At 62.0% G+C, this 16,391-nt stretch carries 14 protein-coding genes; 8 read left to right on the forward strand and 6 right to left on the reverse strand.

What is annotated here, in order from left to right; translation table 11 throughout:
* Positions 1-107: 107 nt before the first annotated feature.
* Entirely contained in the window at positions 108-2,177 is a 2,070-nt protein-coding gene (locus IB264_RS07930; protein ID WP_057222786.1) for a prolyl oligopeptidase family protein, read from the forward strand.
* A 24-nt stretch (positions 2,178-2,201) separates the two neighbouring features.
* On the opposite strand, the gene IB264_RS07935 is transcribed toward IB264_RS07930, so the two are convergent.
* Together IB264_RS07935 and IB264_RS07940 are read right to left on the reverse strand one after the other, a co-directional pair.
* Positions 2,202-2,882 carry a hypothetical protein gene (locus tag IB264_RS07935; RefSeq protein WP_025429418.1) on the reverse strand — a complete coding sequence of 227 codons (681 nt, stop codon included), beginning with the start codon at positions 2,880-2,882 and terminating at the stop codon, positions 2,202-2,204.
* A gap of 153 nt (positions 2,883-3,035) precedes the next feature.
* On the reverse strand, positions 3,036-3,941 hold the full coding sequence (locus IB264_RS07940) for a LysR family transcriptional regulator (protein WP_025429417.1): 906 nt from the start codon (positions 3,939-3,941) through the stop codon (positions 3,036-3,038).
* A gap of 101 nt (positions 3,942-4,042) precedes the next feature.
* Between IB264_RS07940 and IB264_RS07945 the strand changes: the two genes are divergently transcribed.
* The 3 genes from IB264_RS07945 to IB264_RS07955 all read left to right on the forward strand — a co-directional run bounded on the left by IB264_RS07945 (position 4,043) and on the right by IB264_RS07955 (position 6,724).
* On the forward strand, positions 4,043-4,750 hold the full coding sequence (locus IB264_RS07945) for a type 1 glutamine amidotransferase domain-containing protein (RefSeq protein WP_025429416.1): 708 nt from the start codon (positions 4,043-4,045) through the stop codon (positions 4,748-4,750).
* Positions 4,751-4,791: 41 nt separating this feature from the next.
* Positions 4,792-5,631, forward strand: a complete 840-nt coding sequence (locus IB264_RS07950) for a type 1 glutamine amidotransferase domain-containing protein (protein WP_057223350.1) — start codon at positions 4,792-4,794, stop codon at positions 5,629-5,631.
* Between the two features lie 229 nt (positions 5,632-5,860).
* Entirely contained in the window at positions 5,861-6,724 is an 864-nt protein-coding gene (locus tag IB264_RS07955; RefSeq protein ID WP_057223353.1) for an alpha/beta fold hydrolase, read from the forward strand.
* Positions 6,725-6,818: 94 nt separating this feature from the next.
* On the opposite strand, the gene IB264_RS07960 is transcribed toward IB264_RS07955, so the two are convergent.
* Entirely contained in the window at positions 6,819-8,513 is a 1,695-nt protein-coding gene (locus IB264_RS07960) for a GMC family oxidoreductase (RefSeq protein ID WP_025429413.1), read from the reverse strand.
* A gap of 199 nt (positions 8,514-8,712) precedes the next feature.
* On the opposite strand from IB264_RS07960, the gene IB264_RS07965 reads away from it, so the two are divergent.
* On the forward strand, positions 8,713-9,648 hold the full coding sequence (locus tag IB264_RS07965) for a LysR family transcriptional regulator (RefSeq protein ID WP_057209994.1): 936 nt from the start codon (positions 8,713-8,715) through the stop codon (positions 9,646-9,648).
* Positions 9,649-9,918: 270 nt separating this feature from the next.
* On the forward strand, positions 9,919-10,065 hold the full coding sequence (locus tag IB264_RS07970; protein WP_082571694.1) for a DUF1127 domain-containing protein: 147 nt from the start codon (positions 9,919-9,921) through the stop codon (positions 10,063-10,065).
* Between the two features lie 413 nt (positions 10,066-10,478).
* On the opposite strand, the gene IB264_RS07975 is transcribed toward IB264_RS07970, so the two are convergent.
* The 3 genes from IB264_RS07975 to IB264_RS07985 form a co-directional block, all read right to left on the reverse strand.
* On the reverse strand, positions 10,479-12,413 hold the full coding sequence (locus tag IB264_RS07975; RefSeq protein WP_082571695.1) for an AI-2E family transporter: 1,935 nt from the start codon (positions 12,411-12,413) through the stop codon (positions 10,479-10,481).
* Positions 12,414-12,491: 78 nt separating this feature from the next.
* The gene (locus IB264_RS07980) at positions 12,492-13,712 is read right to left on the reverse strand and encodes an FAD-binding oxidoreductase (RefSeq protein ID WP_057209991.1); all 1,221 of its coding nucleotides are present in this window, start codon (positions 13,710-13,712) and stop codon (positions 12,492-12,494) included.
* Between the two features lie 104 nt (positions 13,713-13,816).
* Positions 13,817-14,998 (reverse strand): low temperature requirement protein A, encoded by a 1,182-nt coding sequence (locus IB264_RS07985; RefSeq protein WP_057222789.1) that lies wholly within the window; start codon positions 14,996-14,998, stop codon positions 13,817-13,819.
* Between the two features lie 389 nt (positions 14,999-15,387).
* Here IB264_RS07985 and IB264_RS07990 point away from each other — a divergent pair, with 389 nt between their 5' ends.
* Together IB264_RS07990 and IB264_RS07995 are read left to right on the forward strand one after the other, a co-directional pair.
* The gene (locus IB264_RS07990; protein ID WP_057222790.1) at positions 15,388-15,702 is read left to right on the forward strand and encodes a PepSY domain-containing protein; all 315 of its coding nucleotides are present in this window, start codon (positions 15,388-15,390) and stop codon (positions 15,700-15,702) included.
* A gap of 46 nt (positions 15,703-15,748) precedes the next feature.
* The gene (locus IB264_RS07995; RefSeq protein WP_057222791.1) at positions 15,749-16,351 is read left to right on the forward strand and encodes a hypothetical protein; all 603 of its coding nucleotides are present in this window, start codon (positions 15,749-15,751) and stop codon (positions 16,349-16,351) included.
* Positions 16,352-16,391 lie beyond the last annotated feature (40 nt).

Consider the following 16,391-nt stretch of genomic DNA (forward strand, 5'->3'; position numbering starts at 1 on the left):
GGCCACGCCGCTAATCGACCTTTGGCATTGCAAAGCCAGGTGATGAGACAACATATACCGCTGCTACACGTCCCGATTGCCTCGCTGATATTGTCGCTGGAGATTTCATGACCAAGTCCGTTGCCCCTCAGCTTTCGACACCTGCCGAAGACCCGCTCCTTTGGCTGGAGGATAGGACATCCAAGCCCGCGCTCGACTGGGTGCATCGCCAGAACGGGCTGACGAAAGAGAGGCTGCAAGGCGATCCTTCCTATCAGGCGCGGTTCGAAACGGCGCTGGAGCTGATGACCGCAGAGGACAACATCGCCGTCGGCTATGAACTGCGCGGCCATGTCTACAATTTCTGGCAGGACAAGGCCAACGTGCTTGGCCTCTGGCGCCGCACCACTGTGGCTTCCTACAAGACCGAAAAGCCGGATTGGCAAACGATCATCGACTTCGACGCGCTTTCGCAAAAGGAAGGCGTCAAATGGGTGTTCAGCGGCGCGCGCCGCCTCTATCCGGATTTCGACCGTTGCCTCCTGAGCCTGTCGCCCGATGGCGGCGACGCCAGCGAGATGCGCGAGTTCGACATCGAAACCGACAGCTTTGTCGAGGGCGGGTTCCGTGCACCCGTTTCGAAATCAAATTTCAGCTGGCTCGACATCAACACGGTCATCGTTGCGGCCGCCTTCGAGGAGGAAGAACGCACGCAATCCGGCTATCCGCGCGTCGTGAAGCTGTGGAAGCGGGGCACGGATCTCAGCGAGGCGGTGCCGATCTTCGAAGGGCAGGTCGAGGATCTTGCTGTCGGCGGCTCGCTCGAATTCGATGGCGACGCGCAGTACCTGCTGCTGACAAGGACGATCGATTTCTATTCCGGCCATCATTTCGTCAGGCTGGCTTCGGGAGAAAAACGGCGGCTACCGCTGCCGGACGACGTCGCCGACATCGCAATTCTGAAAGGCCAGATCGTCTTCGCGGTGCGCAGCGTCTGGTCCGCGCCCGGTGGCGTGGCATGTCTGCCGGACGGGCTCTACGCCTTCGATTTCAAGCGCTGGCTGGAAACGGGTGAACTCGGCGCCATCGAAACGGTGCTGCCGCCCGCAGAGCGTGTTTCGATTGCGCATGTCGCCAGCACGCGCGACCGCCTGTTCATCAGCCTGATGGACAATGTGCGCGGCCGCGTGGTGTTTGCCGAACGCGGCGAAGGGGGGTGGTCGCTCACACCGCTCGCTCTGCCCGAAAACGGCAATGTCGGCATCAGCCATATCAATCAGTTCGGCTCAAGCGTCTCGTTCTCCTTCACCGATTTTCTGACGCCGAGCTCGATCATCTGGTCTGACGATGACGGCGAGACGCTGGCGACAGTCAAGGCGCAGCCGGCGCGTTTCGATGCGTCAGAGCTGATATCGGAGCAGTTCGAGGCACGCTCGAGGGATGGCACCCTCGTTCCCTATTTTGTCGTTCGGCGTCGCGACCAGCAAAAGCCGGTGCCGGCATTGCTCTACGGCTATGGCGGCTTCGAAGTCCCGCTTCTGCCCGGCTACGCCGGCGTACGCGGCAAGCTCTGGCTTGAAAAGGGCTACGCCTATGTCCAGGCCAACATCCGTGGTGGCGGCGAGTTCGGTCCGCGATGGCATCAGGCAGCACTTAAGGACAAGCGGCAGAACGCGTTCGACGATTTTGCCGCCGTTGCCGAAGATCTGGTGCGGCGCGGGATTTCGACCCCTGCCATGCTCGGCATTCAAGGTGGGTCGAACGGCGGCTTGCTGACGGGCGTTTCCCTGACCCAGCGGCCCGAGCTTTTCGGTGCGGTGCTCATTGAAGTGCCGTTGCTCGACATGCTGCGCTATACGGAATTGCCGCCCGGAGCATCCTGGATGGCCGAATATGGCGATCCGTCCAAGCCCGAGGAAGCGGCCTGGCTGGCGACCTATTCTCCCTACCAACACGTCGCTGATGACGCCGATTATCCACCGGTGCTGCTTACGACGTCGACCGCCGACGACCGGGTGCATCCCGGCCACGCACGCAAGATGGCAGCACGGCTGCAGGCCGCCGGCCATGCCAACGCGCTGTTCTTCGAGGAAACGGAAGGCGGCCACGGCGGGCGCGGCGACCGCCGGATCCAGGCGGCCCAGACGGCAATGAAGTACATCTTCCTTGAGCAGGCATTGAGCGGTGGAACGACGTGACCGTGGCTCAGCCCATACAGGCTGCTATCCGATGGCTGGGTGCCGCGACGCCCCGCCATGCTGCAGCGCCTGGTGGCTGATGGTGACGAGATAGGCGCTCAGGAACAGGATGCCGACCAGCTTGAAAGCCTCCTCGAAGAAGGTGGCCCCGCCGACATGGATCGGGGCCATATCGGCGGCGAAGGACAGGCCCATCGACAGGACCGAGCCGACGAGCAGCAGTCGCGGCGTTGCTGCCCGAACCGTGTAGGCGCAGTAGCACAGGGCGCAAAGCACGAGCATGTGCGGCACGAGGACGACTTCTTCCGGGATGCCCGTGGTCGCGACCGCCTCATGCAGCATGAGGAAATCGTCGATACCCATCAGGGCTGCAAAGAGCCCACCGGCAAGCAGCGTTCGCCTGAGAGGCGTGGTCCCTTCGGCCGCCCTTGTCGCCGCAAAAGCCTGAAGAGCTGCGGCCGCGCCGACGATCCAGAAGATAACCCCGATATTCGAGACGATGCCGAAATAGCCGGGGTTGCGGGCGATGGCGTTCGGGTCGCGCACGAGGTCGTAATAGTCGATGCCGAAGACCCGGTCGGCGACCACAAGGGACGCGAGAATGGCGACCGAAACGAGGATGACGGCGATGATCGTGCCGGCTTCCGATCGATGCCATCTGCCGGCCTCGGCCGGCGGCGAATGCGTCTGTGCCTTGGCATTCATGGCGTCTCGTCCTCGCATTGTTGTGGCAAATCGGAACTGAACGCGGGCGATCCGGCCCTTTGTTTGTGACAGTTTTGTGACTTTGGGTGTGTCTGGGAAGATGTGGTCGGATAAATTGTATTGGACCGCGCAACGCCCCGAACACTTTCGCCGTCAGCTTTGCCGTTCGCCCAAGACGTCGATCAGTGCGCGGGACGCGGCGGAAAGCCGGCGATTGGGAGCGTAGACGATCGAGATCGATCGCGTTCGCCCGTTCAGCTGCGGCAGCAGCTCGATTAGTCTCCCCTGCCGGATGGAGCGCTCGACGACAAAATCATAGGTCTGGCAAATGCCGGCGCCTTGCTCGGCCATCGACACCACGCCGAGCACGTCATCGCTCACCTGAAGCCCGCCGGATGAGGGCGCCCAGTCGAGATCCTGGCCGTTGTCATGGAACATCCAGGGCGCGAACCTACCGGTGCTCGGCATGACGAAGGGCACGCAGTCGTGACGATCGAGATCGGCGATGCTCTGAGGGGTACCGCGACGGGCGACATAGTCGGGCGCGGCGACAAGGCACATCGCCCCGTCCTCGATCTTGCGGGCAACAAGGCCACTGTCCGGCAACTGACCCATGCGGATGGCGAGATCGAAGCCTTCGGCAACCAGGTCGACGTTGCGGTTGGTAATGTTGAGCTCGACCTCGACCTTGGGATGGAGCGCGCGGAACCGGCAGAGTTGCGGCGGCAGGCGGAAGTGCCCGTATGTGGTCGGCACGCTGAGGCGGATGCGGCCGGCGATCTGGCCGCTGCCGCCCTGAATCGCGCGCTCGGCGTCGTCGATGGTCGAGAAGGCGGAGCGCGCCTGGTCGAGAAAATGCTGTCCGTCGTGGGTGAGACCGATGCGCCTCGTGGTGCGGCGCAGGAGCTGGCTGCCGAGCCGCGCTTCAAGCCTCGAGATGGCGCGGCTGACGACGGAGGGTGTCGTACCAAGGGCGATGGCGCCGGCCGTCAACGAGCCGTGCTCGGCCACCGCCACGAACACTTCGACATCGGCGAGGTAATCGAAACGACGGGGCATCTTTGTCTCCGGAGAACAAATGAATTGAAGTTGAGATCATTTATCGCCTCCGGTGGGGATAATAAAGTCCTGCCAGACCAGCGAAACCAAGAGGTGATCTGATGCCGGCTTCTGACCAAGGGCTGACAAAGCCCGTACTGTTCGTATTGACGAGCCACGCCACCAAGGGAAAGACGGGTGAGCCGACCGGGTATTTTCTCGGCGAGGTCACGCACCCGCTTGCCGTGCTCGAGGCGGCGGGCATCTCGGTAGAGTTCGCCTCGGTGGCAGGCGGTGAGCCGCCGGTCGACGGTCTCGACCTCAAGGACGAGATCAATGCACGCTATTGGGCCGATCCGCGCTTTCGCGCTGCTGTCGCGGCGACAACGCGCATCGCCGATATCGTCCCGTCCCGCTATCAGGCGATCTTCTTTGCCGGCGGCCACGGAACCATGTGGGACTTTCCCGAAAGCCTCGAGGCGCAAGCCGCGATCCGCGAGATCTATGAGGCGGGAGGCGTGGTCGGAGCCGTCTGCCACGGTCCCTCGGCGCTCGTGAACGCAAAGCTCAGTGACGGCCGTTATTTGGTCGCGGGCCGGAATGTCAGTGCCTTTACCGATGATGAGGAGCGCGCCGTCGGTCTCGAAGACGTCGTGCCGTTCCTGTTGGCAAGCACGCTTTCGGCGCGCGGCGCCCGCCACCAACCCGCTCCCGACTGGACGTCCAATGTCGTGGTGGATGGACGGCTGGTGACCGGCCAAAACCCGCAATCGGCCCATGGCGTCGGCGAAGCCATGCGCGATCTGCTGCTTGCCGGCCAGACAAACTGACGCAGCTTCCGACTTAGAAAGTGACAATCATGACCAACCCGATGAAATGGCTGCGTGGCCTTGCTGCCGCGCTCGCGCTCACCTTTGCAACTGCCGACGCAAATGCCGCAAAGGTTCTTGTGGTGCTTTCCGGCTCCGACCATCTCGATCTCAAGGACGGCAAGTTATTCCCGACTGGCTTTTATCTCAATGAATTGATGCAGCCGGTGAAGCTACTGCTGGAGGCCGGCCACGAGATCACCTTCGCCACGCCTGGGGGGCAAGTGCCGACGGTCGACAGGACATCCGTGGACCCGGCCTATTTCGGCGGCAGTGCCGATCAGATGAAAGTCTATCAGGGCCTGCTCGACGAACTGGCCATCACCTCGCCGGAAAAATCGCCGGTGATCGGTCTCGCTCGCGTCGCTCAGATCGGCTATGCGACCTTCGATGCCGTCTACATCCCCGGCGGCCACGCGCCGATGCAGGATCTACTGCACGACAGGCAGCTTGGGCAGCTGCTCGCCTATTTCCACGAGAACGGCAAGATCACGGCTTTGGTTTGCCACGGCCCGATCGCGCTGCTTTCGACACTGGCGGAGGCAAAGGCATTTACGGACCAGCTCGAAGCCTCGCAACAGCCCGATCGACCCACATGGATCTATTCGGGCTACCGCATGACCGTCATCAGCAACCAGGAGGAGGAACTTGCGAAGGGCCTGCTCGATGGCGGTGCGATGAAGTTCTATCCGCAGGCGGCGCTCGAAGCGGCGGGTGGAAAATATGAGAGCAACGCGGCGCCCTGGCAGGCAAATGTGGTGGTCGACCGCGAACTGATCACCGGGCAAAATCCGGGCTCTGCCTTGCAGGTTGGTGAAATGCTTGTCGAACGGCTGAAATAACGCCGGCATCGTCATGAACGGAAAGTCGACCTCGCCATCCCCTGGGACGGCGAGGTTTTTCGGTGCCGTCGAACCATGCGTCCTCAACCCAAGCCGCTCCCCATTAAGGACCGTTTGACGCTCGCGTGCGATTGCGACAAAAAAATGCAAGGCGATGTCGGCTCGCGAAGATTTCGCTCGTCTTATTGTCAGCGTTGCGAAAACGCGTGAAACCGCGAGGAAAGAGATGATGTTTCGTACTGCCCTTATCGCAGCAGCCTTGCTCATTGCCGGGCCGGCACTTGCCGATGGCCAGCCGGTTGGCGAGCGGGTCGAAGTCAACGGCATGAAGATGTATTACGAAGTGTCCGGCGAGGGCGAGCCGCTCATCGTCCTGCACGGCGCCTATATGAATATTCCGTCCATGGGGGCGATCATTCCCAAGCTCGCCGAGACCAACAAGGTCTACGCGATCGAGTTCCAGGGGCATGGGCGCACCACCGACTTCGACCGGCCGATCACCTATCCGAACCTGGCCGACGACGTGGCGGCGTTCATGGATGCCGTCGGCGTCAAGAAGGCGGATGTGTTCGGCTACTCCATGGGCGCGGCCGCCGGGCTGCAGCTCGCCATCCGCCATCCGGACAAGGTCAACAAGCTGGCGGCGGCTTCCGTCGGCTATGATGCCGAGGGCTGGCAACCGGAATTCAAGGCATTCATCCCGCAGATGACGGTGGAGATGTTCGTCGGCATGCCGTTTGCGGACGACTACCGCAAGCTCGCCGCCAATCCGGACGGCTTCCCGGCGCTCGTCGCCAAGCTGATCGCGCTCGAGAAAGAGCCGATGGCGTGGGAAAAGGACGTGAAGGCATTGAAGACCCCGGTGCTGATCATCGCCGGCGATGCCGATGTCGCGACACTGGAACATACGGTGGCGATGTTCCGGCTGCTCGGTGGTGGCGGCATGGGCGACATGGGCAAACCGCTGCCGGCTTCGCGCCTTGCCATCCTGCCGGCGACCTCGCACACCGCCGTCATCGGCCAGCCGGAGCTGCTGGAGGCCTTGATCGTGCCGTTCTTCAAGGGCGAGACGCCGAAGGGCATGTTCCAGTAGAAATCACCAACCCGCCTCGTCTTCTCAGGCGAGGCCGGTTGGTAATGTGTTGCGTGCAGCTGTCGTCATGGGGGGGCCGTCCGAACGCTCCCGGTTAGGCTCGCCTTTGTGCGTCGCCGATGATCCAGCGCGCGGCTTTCTCCGCGATCATCATTGTCGGCGCGCTGGTGTTGCCGCTGGTAATGGTCGGCATCACGCTGGCATCGACCACCCGCAGTCCCCCAATCCCCCGAACCCGAAGCCGGCTGTCGACGACGGCTAGACCGTCGTCCTTGGCGCCCATCCTGGCGGTGCCGACGGGGTGAAAGATGGTGTTGGCGATATCGCCGGCGAGTTTCGCCAGTTCGCCATCGCTTTGGAACTCGATACCAGGCTTCCACTCGATCGGTTCGTATCGTGCCAGCGCCGGCTGGCTGACGATCGATCGGATCTGCCGGATACTGTCGGCGGCGATCTTGCGGTCTTCGTCCGTGCTCAGATAGTTCGGAGCAATGGCCGGCGCTTGGCCCCGGTCGCGCGACTGGATCCGCACATGGCCGCGGCTCGTCGGGTTGAGATTGCAGACGCTGGCGGTGAAGGCCGGGAAGCTGTGCAGCGGCTCGCCGAAGGCGTCGAGGCTGAGCGGCTGCACGTGATATTCCAGATTGGCATGGGCGCGGTCGGGGTCGGAGCGGGAAAAGGCGCCAAGTTGCGATGGCGACATGCTCATCGGTCCACTGCGCTTCAACACATATTCGAGCCCGATCCGGGCCTTGCCGGCGAGATTGCTCGCCAGCGTGTTCAGCGTCTTGGCATTCCTGACCTTGAAGACGGCGCGGATCTGCAGATGGTCCTGCAGGTTCTCGCCGACGCCGGGCAGGTCATGTTCGACGGAGAGACCCATGGCATGCGACAGCGCGGCCGGTCCGATGCCTGAGAGTTGCAGGATTTGCGGCGAGCCTATCGCCCCCGCCGACAGAATGACTTCGCTCGTCGCCCGCACGGTCACCTTGTCGCGGCCGCGATAAAGCGAGACACCGGTACAGCGCTTGGTGCCATCCGCTGTCGTTTCGATCAGCAGCTTTTCGACTTCGGCCTCCGTCCAGACGACCAGGTTGCGGCGATGGCGCACCGGCCGCAGGAAGGCCTTGGAGGTGTTCAATCGCCAGCCCGACTTCTGATTGACCTCGAAATAGCCGACGCCCTCGTTGTCGCCGCTGTTGAAATCGGCCGAGCGCGGAATGCCCGCCTGGACCGCGGCCTCGGCAAAGGATTCCAGGATATCCCATTTCAGCCGCTGTTTTTCGATCCGCCATTCGCCGCCGCGGCCATGCATGTCGGAAAACCGGCTGTTGTCGCCGGTGACGGGATCGGCACCGTCGTCGAGCCGGTAGTGATCCTCATGGGCCTTGAAATCCTGGAGCGAATTCTCCCAGGACCACTCGCGATCATTGGTCTGGGCCGCCCAGCTCTCATAGTCACGCGATTGTCCGCGCATGTAGATCATGCCGTTGATCGACGAGCAGCCGCCAAGCGTCTTGCCGCGCGGATAGCGCAGCGACCGTCCGTTCAATCCTGCTTCCGGCTCGGTCTTGTAGAGCCAGTCGGTGCGCGGGTTGCCGATGCAATAGAGATAGCCGACGGGGATATGGATCCAGGGATAGTTGTCGCGCCGGCCCGCCTCTATCAGCAGGACCCGTTTGCCGGGATCGCGGCTGAGGCGGTTGGCAAGCAGGCAGCCGGCCGAGCCGGCGCCGACGACCACATAGTCGAAAACGGTGGTATCAGCAGTTGAGGTGTCGGTCTTCATTGCAGGCACTTTCCAAACACAGCCGAAAGGGCGATGGGCTGGTCGCGGCGAGCAGGGTCGCGTATCGGCCGAAGATCATCCCACCCTTTATAATTTTTGTCAGCGATCGCGGCATTGCGATCCGCCAGAAGACAGTAAAAAGCTACCGCATGACGAAATCCAATGATAAATACGCCTGAGTATTATAAGGAATATTTATATGGCTGATCATCTGGATCTGCGATTGTTGCGGGCTTTTGTCACGGTGGCGCGGGAAGGCAACGTCACGCGGGCGTCCGAACTGCTGCATCTGACCCAGCCTGCCGTCAGCCTGCAGGTGAAGCGCCTGTCGCAGGAATTGGGCCTCACCCTGTTCCATCGCACCGCCAACGGGCTCGAATTGACGCGCGACGGCGCGCTGCTGGCGGCCAAGGGCGAGCAGGTGCTGGCGTCGGTGACCGAGTTCCGGCAGACGGCGATGCACCTGACGGCGCAGCTTCGCGGCAAGCTGCGGATCGGAACGATCATCGACCCCGAATTCACGAGGCTGGGTGCCTTTCTCCAAGCCCTGGTCGAAAGCGGGCCGGGTATTGAAACCACCCTTCGCCAGGGTATGAGCGGTGAAGTCGCGATCGGTTTGAAGCGCAACGAACTCGATGTCGGGTTCTTTCTCGGCGACCTCGATGATTTCGGCACGAGCACGGATGTCCGTAGTGCGGAGGCCGAGGCGCAGTTCTTCGTCAAGCCGCTGTCGAGGCTGACCTATCGTGTCGTCGCACCGCCGGCCTTTGCCGGTATCGTCGCAGGAAGGGACTGGAGCGAGCTTGCGGCGCTGCCCTGGATCGGAACGCCGCCGGCCTCCGTTCATCATCGGCTGCTTGCGAGAAAACTCGGCGAACTTAACCTCAAGCAGAACGTCGTCGCCCTCGTCGACCAGGAAGCGTCGATGCTGGCCATGGTTCGCACGGGGCTTGGTCTCAGCCTCTGCCGGGAGTCGATCGCGCTCAGCGAACAGCAGGCAAGCGGCCTCGTCATCGCCGACAGGGTCAAACTCGAAACCACACTCGGCTTCGTCTGTCTTCGGCCCCGACGCACCGATCCCAACGTCGCGCTCGCTTTCGAGGTCATCGACAGGATATGGCGGACGGATCATTGAGGGGCGGGCATGGCGCCCTGGTTTGCGATCCGGCCGAGTTCCCTTTTGGCTCAGCGCTGCCAGCCGCTCGCTTTGACCATTCGTGGGGGCTCAACTGCTCGGCTTCTGCAGTTCCCTGGGGCACAACGATCCATGCGCGGCTTGCAGGGGTGGAGTGAAGTCTTAGCGCTGCTATCTGCGGGGGTGATCGACTATATATCCCTCATCGAAGTGAACGAAGCGCCAAGGACTGGCAGCTAGGCTTCGAAAGCCCACGGAAAGGGGATCATCATGAACGTAGCACGCTCTTTCAACAACTGGCTCAAGTACCGGCAGACGGTCTCCGAACTGGGCCGCATGTCCACGCGCGAACTGCGTGACCTCGGCATCGACCGCGCCGACATCCCGAGCATTGCCCGCAATACCTTCGGCCGCTAATCGCGCCTGAGACCATCAAAGATTTCATGAAGCGCCCGCTCGGATCCGAGCGGGCGTTTTTTGTGTTTTGACCGATCGTTGGACGGAGTTGATCGCGTTCCATCGCGTCCTTGCCCTTGACCGCATTGTCCATATGCGACTTGCATTTCTCCATGTCATTGGCTGCCATGGCATCCTTGGCCATGCTGAGTTCCTTCGCCGATTCGATCTTCTTGGCGCCATCCGAGATCGTGTTTCATCAACGACGCCTCGTCGCAGACGACGTCGGCCTGAGAAAAAGCAGGCGTCACCAGACCGAAGACCATTTGGCAGGGAATGTCCACGTCCTGATGTAGGACTTCTGTGTCTTCTGAACCGGGTTGCCCCCCTCTCCGAGCAGATAGGCCCGGCCCGCTCCAGCAGCGCTGAAGACGTCATTGTGTCTGTTGCGGCACCAGTCGTCGCCGAACCTTGGTCTTGCTGGGGGCTGCAAGCGGAACCGAGGGCCGCTTCGTCAGCGCCTCAATCGCCGCCGTCGTCATGTCTGATGCAACGAAGTCGGCGCCCACCACTTGCTCCGCACTTGTATCTGCCTTGCGCTGGCCCGCTGCACGATCGGCAGAAGTGTCCCAAATGACGATGCCGACCCTCGCCCTGGTGTTGACCCGCTTGAGGCGGCGGACGACAAATCGGGCGTGCTTGATCGAATCCCGGTTGAGAAAGCAGACGACGATCGCGTCGACGGCTTCGGTCTGGAGCTTGCGGATATTGGCCGGTTCGATCTGGTGAAAACTCAACGCCGTTGCGGCGGCCCCTTCGGCGCGCAGCACCTGAGCGAGCATCGCGGCGGAGACATCGTCGATCTCGCCCCGGCCGCCGACGCACAGGATGGTCATGCCTTCGCCATCCGGAATGGGCTGGCTTGCCGGTTCGCCTTCCGTGTCTGCGGTCTCATTCTCATCATCCTTACTTTCCTCGATCGCAATGTCTTCGAGGTTAGAGACCAGCGACATGCCGCTTGCAGCCACGCGCAGCCGCTGCTCATCGCTCATGACACCGCGGGCGCGATCCTGTTCCGCCAAAGCCAGGGCGGGCATGGCGACCGCGCCGTAGTAGTCAACGAGGTATTCTTCTTCGAGGATCTCCTCGGCCTGATCGGTCGCTTCGTCCGGATCGCCGGCCAGAAGCCGCTGATAGAGACGCGCGTGCGGCGCGAGCACCGGATCGCTGCCGAAAAGCACCTGCAGAAATTCGAATTGCGGTACATGTTTGCCGAGAACGACGAGACAGGCCGTCAGCGGCGTCGACAGGATCAGTCCGACAGGCCCCCAGATCCACGCCCAGAAAATCGCGGAAACGATGATCGCCAGCGGCGACAGACCGGTCTTGGAACCGTAGAGCATCGGCTCGACCACATTGTTGATCACCAATTCCATCGCAACGAACAGGCCGGCCGTCCACAGCAGCATGGACCAGCCGCTGTCGACCGCCACCGACAGGAACAGCGGCAGCACCATGGCGATGACCGGCCCGACATAGGGCACGAAGCGCAGGACGATCGCCAGCAAGCCCCACAGCATCGCGTTGGGTATGCCGATAAACCAAAGGCCAATGGCGACAGGCAGGCCATAGGTGGTGTTGACGATCAACTGCATCAGCAGGTAATGGCCGACGCGCTTACCGGCATCCTGCAGGCCCTCGGTGGTTCGATGCAGATCGCCGAAACCGGCGAGCCGGATGAACCGGTCCCTCAGATCCTCCCGCTCCAAGAGCATGAAGATAACGACCACCACCACAAGGCCGGCCATCGCTACCGGGCCGACCAGCGGCGCGATGATATTGGTGAGGACCTGGATCGGATTGTCGCGAGAATAGATCTCGACCAGCAGCGGATCTTTTTTCGGGCTTTCGACGCTAGTCGGCGTCTCCGTGGTCGGGCGGTCTATTTCGCGGTTGATGCGTTCGACTACGTTGCCAATGCGATCGATGATGCCGTTTTCGGAGCCGGCTTCCTTCAGGTCCTTCACCTTCATGACGATGTTGGATTGATAGGCAGGCAGGTTCTTCGCAAGTTCCGCAACCTGCAGTGTGACGATGAGACTGAAAATGCCGATCAAGGTAAAGGTGATCAACGCGGTAGAGATCACCGCAAACGCCCGTGGCAGGCCGATCCGGCGCAGTGCCGCGACGACAGGCGCAAGTGCGAAGGTCAGGAGCAGCGCGACGGCGATCGGGAGGAAGACGTCGCGCGCGAGGTAAAGCACGGCCGCGGCGCCTACAAGCGTCAGCGACGTGGGCATGGCCGGGCGCACGCCCTGCATCGAGGGCGGCGCACCGAGATCCCGGATTTGATCGATTGCCTTGCCCATGCCTATTTCCCCAAGGATTTATCAGAAGCTATCACGAATGATCGGCCGGCAAATGCGGCGCTGTTTCCACGCCGACCGCTAGACGAACGGAAACAGCGAAGCGTCCGGGTCCGCATGCCCCAGGATGCTCGACGAAATGATCTCGGCGGCGATTTGGCTGAAGGTGATGCCGTTGCCGCCATAGCCCATGGTTGCGAAGGCGTTGCGCATACCGGGAACGCGGCCGATCATCGGCAGACCCTCAGCGGTAACACCGAAGGCGGCGGCCCAACGGTAGTCGGGCTCGCCGATCCTGATCCCGATCAGATCGGAGAGCTTTTCGCGCAGGATGTCGGACTTTCCCTTCAACTTTGCCGGATCCTCGAAGGCATCGTCGCTTTCCTCGTCCTCGCCGCCGACGAGGATGCGGCCGTCGGGCGTCGAGCGAAAATAGAGATACGGGTCGGCGCCCTCCCAGACGAGATAGTCGTCGAGCCATTCCGGCCGTGGATGACGAGGTCTGGTCGCCATCGCCCAGGTCGAGACTATGGCATGTTTCTTGTTCGCGACGGCTTTCAGAAACTCATAGCCCGTGCAGAAGACCACATGGGTCGCTAGGATGATCCGGCCGTCGGACGTCGCAACGGCATTCCGGCCCTCAACCTCCCTGATATCGGTGATCTCGATCGTCTCGACGATGGGGACGCCGTTTGCCTGTGCGTGGCGGAGGAAGCCGGCGGTCAACTGGGCCGGATTGGCCGATGCGGAGACATGCGTCTCGATCGCCGCGGTACGGTCGATACCGAACCTGGCGCGCAGTTTGTCTTGCGGCAGAAGCGTTGCGGCGAGGCTTGCAGCCTCGCGGGCACTCACTTCCGCTTGAAGTGCGCGCGAACCATAGCTTGCGCCCGAGAGATAAAGCGTGTTCTTCCGCTCGAAATGGCAATCGATCTGCAGGGCGTCGACGAGCGATGCGAGATGCTCGACCGCCTTCGCCGAGCGCTGCCAGACGCGCGCGGCGTCAGCGGTTCCGCGCAAGCGGTTCAACCGATGCAGCGGCACGTCGATTTCGTGCTGGATCATGGCGGTGCTGGCCATGCTGCTGCCGCCTATCGGCTTTCGGCGATCGACCATCAGCACTGACAGATTGTGGCCAATCAGAGCATTCGCCATCAGCGCACCGCTGATTCCGGCGCCGACGATCAGCACATCGACATCATGGGTGGTGAGCCGCCTTTGTGTCCTCACCGCATGGCGTGGGGTATCGGCCCAGAGCGGCTCGGACTTCCGAAGTGCCCGTTTTCGGGTCAGTGAATGCAAGTGCCCCTCCAGGTCTGCGCATTCGTGAATGCGCAGGAGCCGATTAAGTTCCTCTGGTTGATTGCGACCGTTGCGGTTGGCGGGTGGCTCAGGCAGTCGCCTGCTCAGGCGGTCGATGCAGCGAGGCGACGCAGGGCAAGATATTCCCAAAGCGCCACGATCAACAGCACTGCGGTCGATGCGGCCTGAACGATGTAGTTGGGGGCAATTGGCACGATGAGGATCGCGACGGCGAGAAGCACGAGCCCGGCGATGTGCGAGACCGGGAACTGGCGGGTCGCGACGGCCTTGATCCAGATGTTGCCGCCGAGGAAAAGCGCCGGGCCGCCGAGCATGGCGAGCGCATGCTTCAGCGAGCTCGATTCTTCGGCGTGAGACAAGCTGAAGTCCTCCCCGACTGCCGTCAGGATGATGCCGGCGACGACAGGCAGGTGGCCGTAGGTGAATAGATTGAGCGCCAGGGTCTCCGGCCGTGATGTCGCTTCGGCTTTGGATGCCGCCCTTTCCTGGCCGTGGTGGAAATAGATCCACCACATGAAGCCGGTGCTGAGGAATGCACTGCAGAACACGGCAAAGGTCATATCATCCGTCATGTGCTCCGTCGCATTGCGGCCGGTGGTCAAGATGGTCTCACCGAGGCAGATGATGACGAAGAGCGCGCAACGTTCCGCCATGTGCGCGCCGGATATATCCAAGGTCTCGTCGGGCGATTTGCCGAGAAAGGGCACGTAGTACCTGAGCGCCGGCGACGCGTATTCGACAAGGAGGGCGAGCGTCCATAGGAGAAGGCGCCCTTCGATCTCCATTAGCCCGCCGGACAGCCAGAAGGCGCTGGAGAGCAGCATCCAGATCGTGATGCGCAGGAAGGTCAGGAACGATCGCCTGTCGGCGTGGCGAAAGGCATAAAGCGTGAAAGCCGACCGACAGATCTGCATACCGCTGTAGATCGCCGCAAAAACCAGTCCTTGGTCGCCAAAGGCTTCGGGCAGGGCGATCGCCAGAAGTACGCCGGCAAACATCAGGCCGAACAGCAGCAGGCGGACCGGCTCCTTTTCGGTATCGAGCAGGTTCGTCACCCATGTCGTGTGGATCCAGACCCACCAGATCGCCAGGATCAGCAGGACGGCCTCGATCACGGCAGTGGCACTGAAATCGGATGCGAGCTTGTGGGCGAGCTGAATGAGCGCGAAGACGAAAACGAGGTCGAAGAACAGTTCGGGAAAACTCGCCCGTGTCTGGTCGGCATCCGCCTTCCTGATCCAATCCCCTTTATGATTGCTTGCCATTCAGGTCGCCGATGCTGTTCCGATCGAAACTCGAACGGGAACTAGGGCGCTGGCGAATTTCAACAACGGCTGCTTCCTGTTGGGACGAGCAGGAGGCGTCACGCGGCTCGCGTCAGCGAGTGCCTCCTGCTGATAGGCGGTTGCTACCATTGCGCATTGCCGGCACCAATTGCAAACAACGGACTGAACCTTCCTGTGCGAGAGGCGTTTGGCTTGGCGCTGTCATCAATCCCGGCGGGCCTTGTCGTGCCCGATCGAGAGCGTGCGCAGCGCCGGTAACCTGTTAAGGTGATTGAACAATTTTCAATTTGTTCTGATGTGAGGCAGGAACCATCGCCAAGTACTCGCGTTGTCCCAGCATCGTTCAATGACGCATCGAGGAGACAACAATGAAACGAGTAATTGTCGCGACAGCTTTTCTGGCCGCAAGCGCGCTTAGTGCTTACGCCCAGACGCCGACCCCTTCGCCGGAGGCTGAAACGCCAGCAGTCGCCACGCCCGACACTACCAATCCGACAGCGCCTGTCGAAGGTGCCAACAGCTTCACCGAAGAGCAGGCACGCGCCCGGCTGCAGGAAGGCGGTTACACCGCCGTCAGCGAATTGAAACTGGATGACAAGGGTATCTGGCAGGCGTCTGCCACCAAGGACGGAAAGCCCGTGACCGTCGCACTCGACTACCAGGGCAACATCGTCGCCAACTGATTGTTGGCCGAGAAATCTCAGTAAATCCATTCAAGGAAAAATCGACATGAAAACTGTTTCAGGACTTTTCGACACCTATGATCAGGCTTCTGAAGCCGTGCGCGCGCTGAAAGCCGCTGGTATCCCCGATGGTGATGTCAGCATGGTCGCGAGCAATGCAGAAGGCCGATATAAAGTCGATGACACGGAGGGCGCTGCCGAAGGTGCTGGCACCGGTGCAGGCATCGGCGCCGCGGTCGGCGGCGCGGGCGGTCTTCTGACCGGCCTCGGGCTGATGGCAATCCCAGGCGTCGGTCCGGTGGTTGCGGCCGGCTGGCTTGCCGCGACCGCTGCTGGAGCTGCCGCCGGTGCAGTTGCCGGTGGTGCTGTGGGCGGCATTGTTGGCGCGCTCACGGATTCCGGCGTGCCGGAAGAGGATGCCCATGTTTATGCCGAGGGTGTCCGCCGCGGCGGCACATTGGTGACGGCACGCGTCGCCGACCACGACGTTGCTCAGGCAGAGGCGATCCTTCAGCGCTCCAACTGGGTCGATGTGGAAGACCGCCGTTCGGCTTACCGCGAAGAAGGCTGGAGCAGGTTCGACGAGACCCTCGATCCCTATAGCCCGACGCAGGTCGAAGAGCAGCGGGCGCGCTACGCCAACCGCTAGACCGTGCGAGCAATCGCGAAGCAGGCGGCCGGCCGAGTGG

Source organism: Ensifer sp. ENS11, assembly GCF_014851895.1.
Taxonomy (GTDB): Bacteria; Pseudomonadota; Alphaproteobacteria; order Rhizobiales; family Rhizobiaceae; genus Ensifer; species Ensifer canadensis.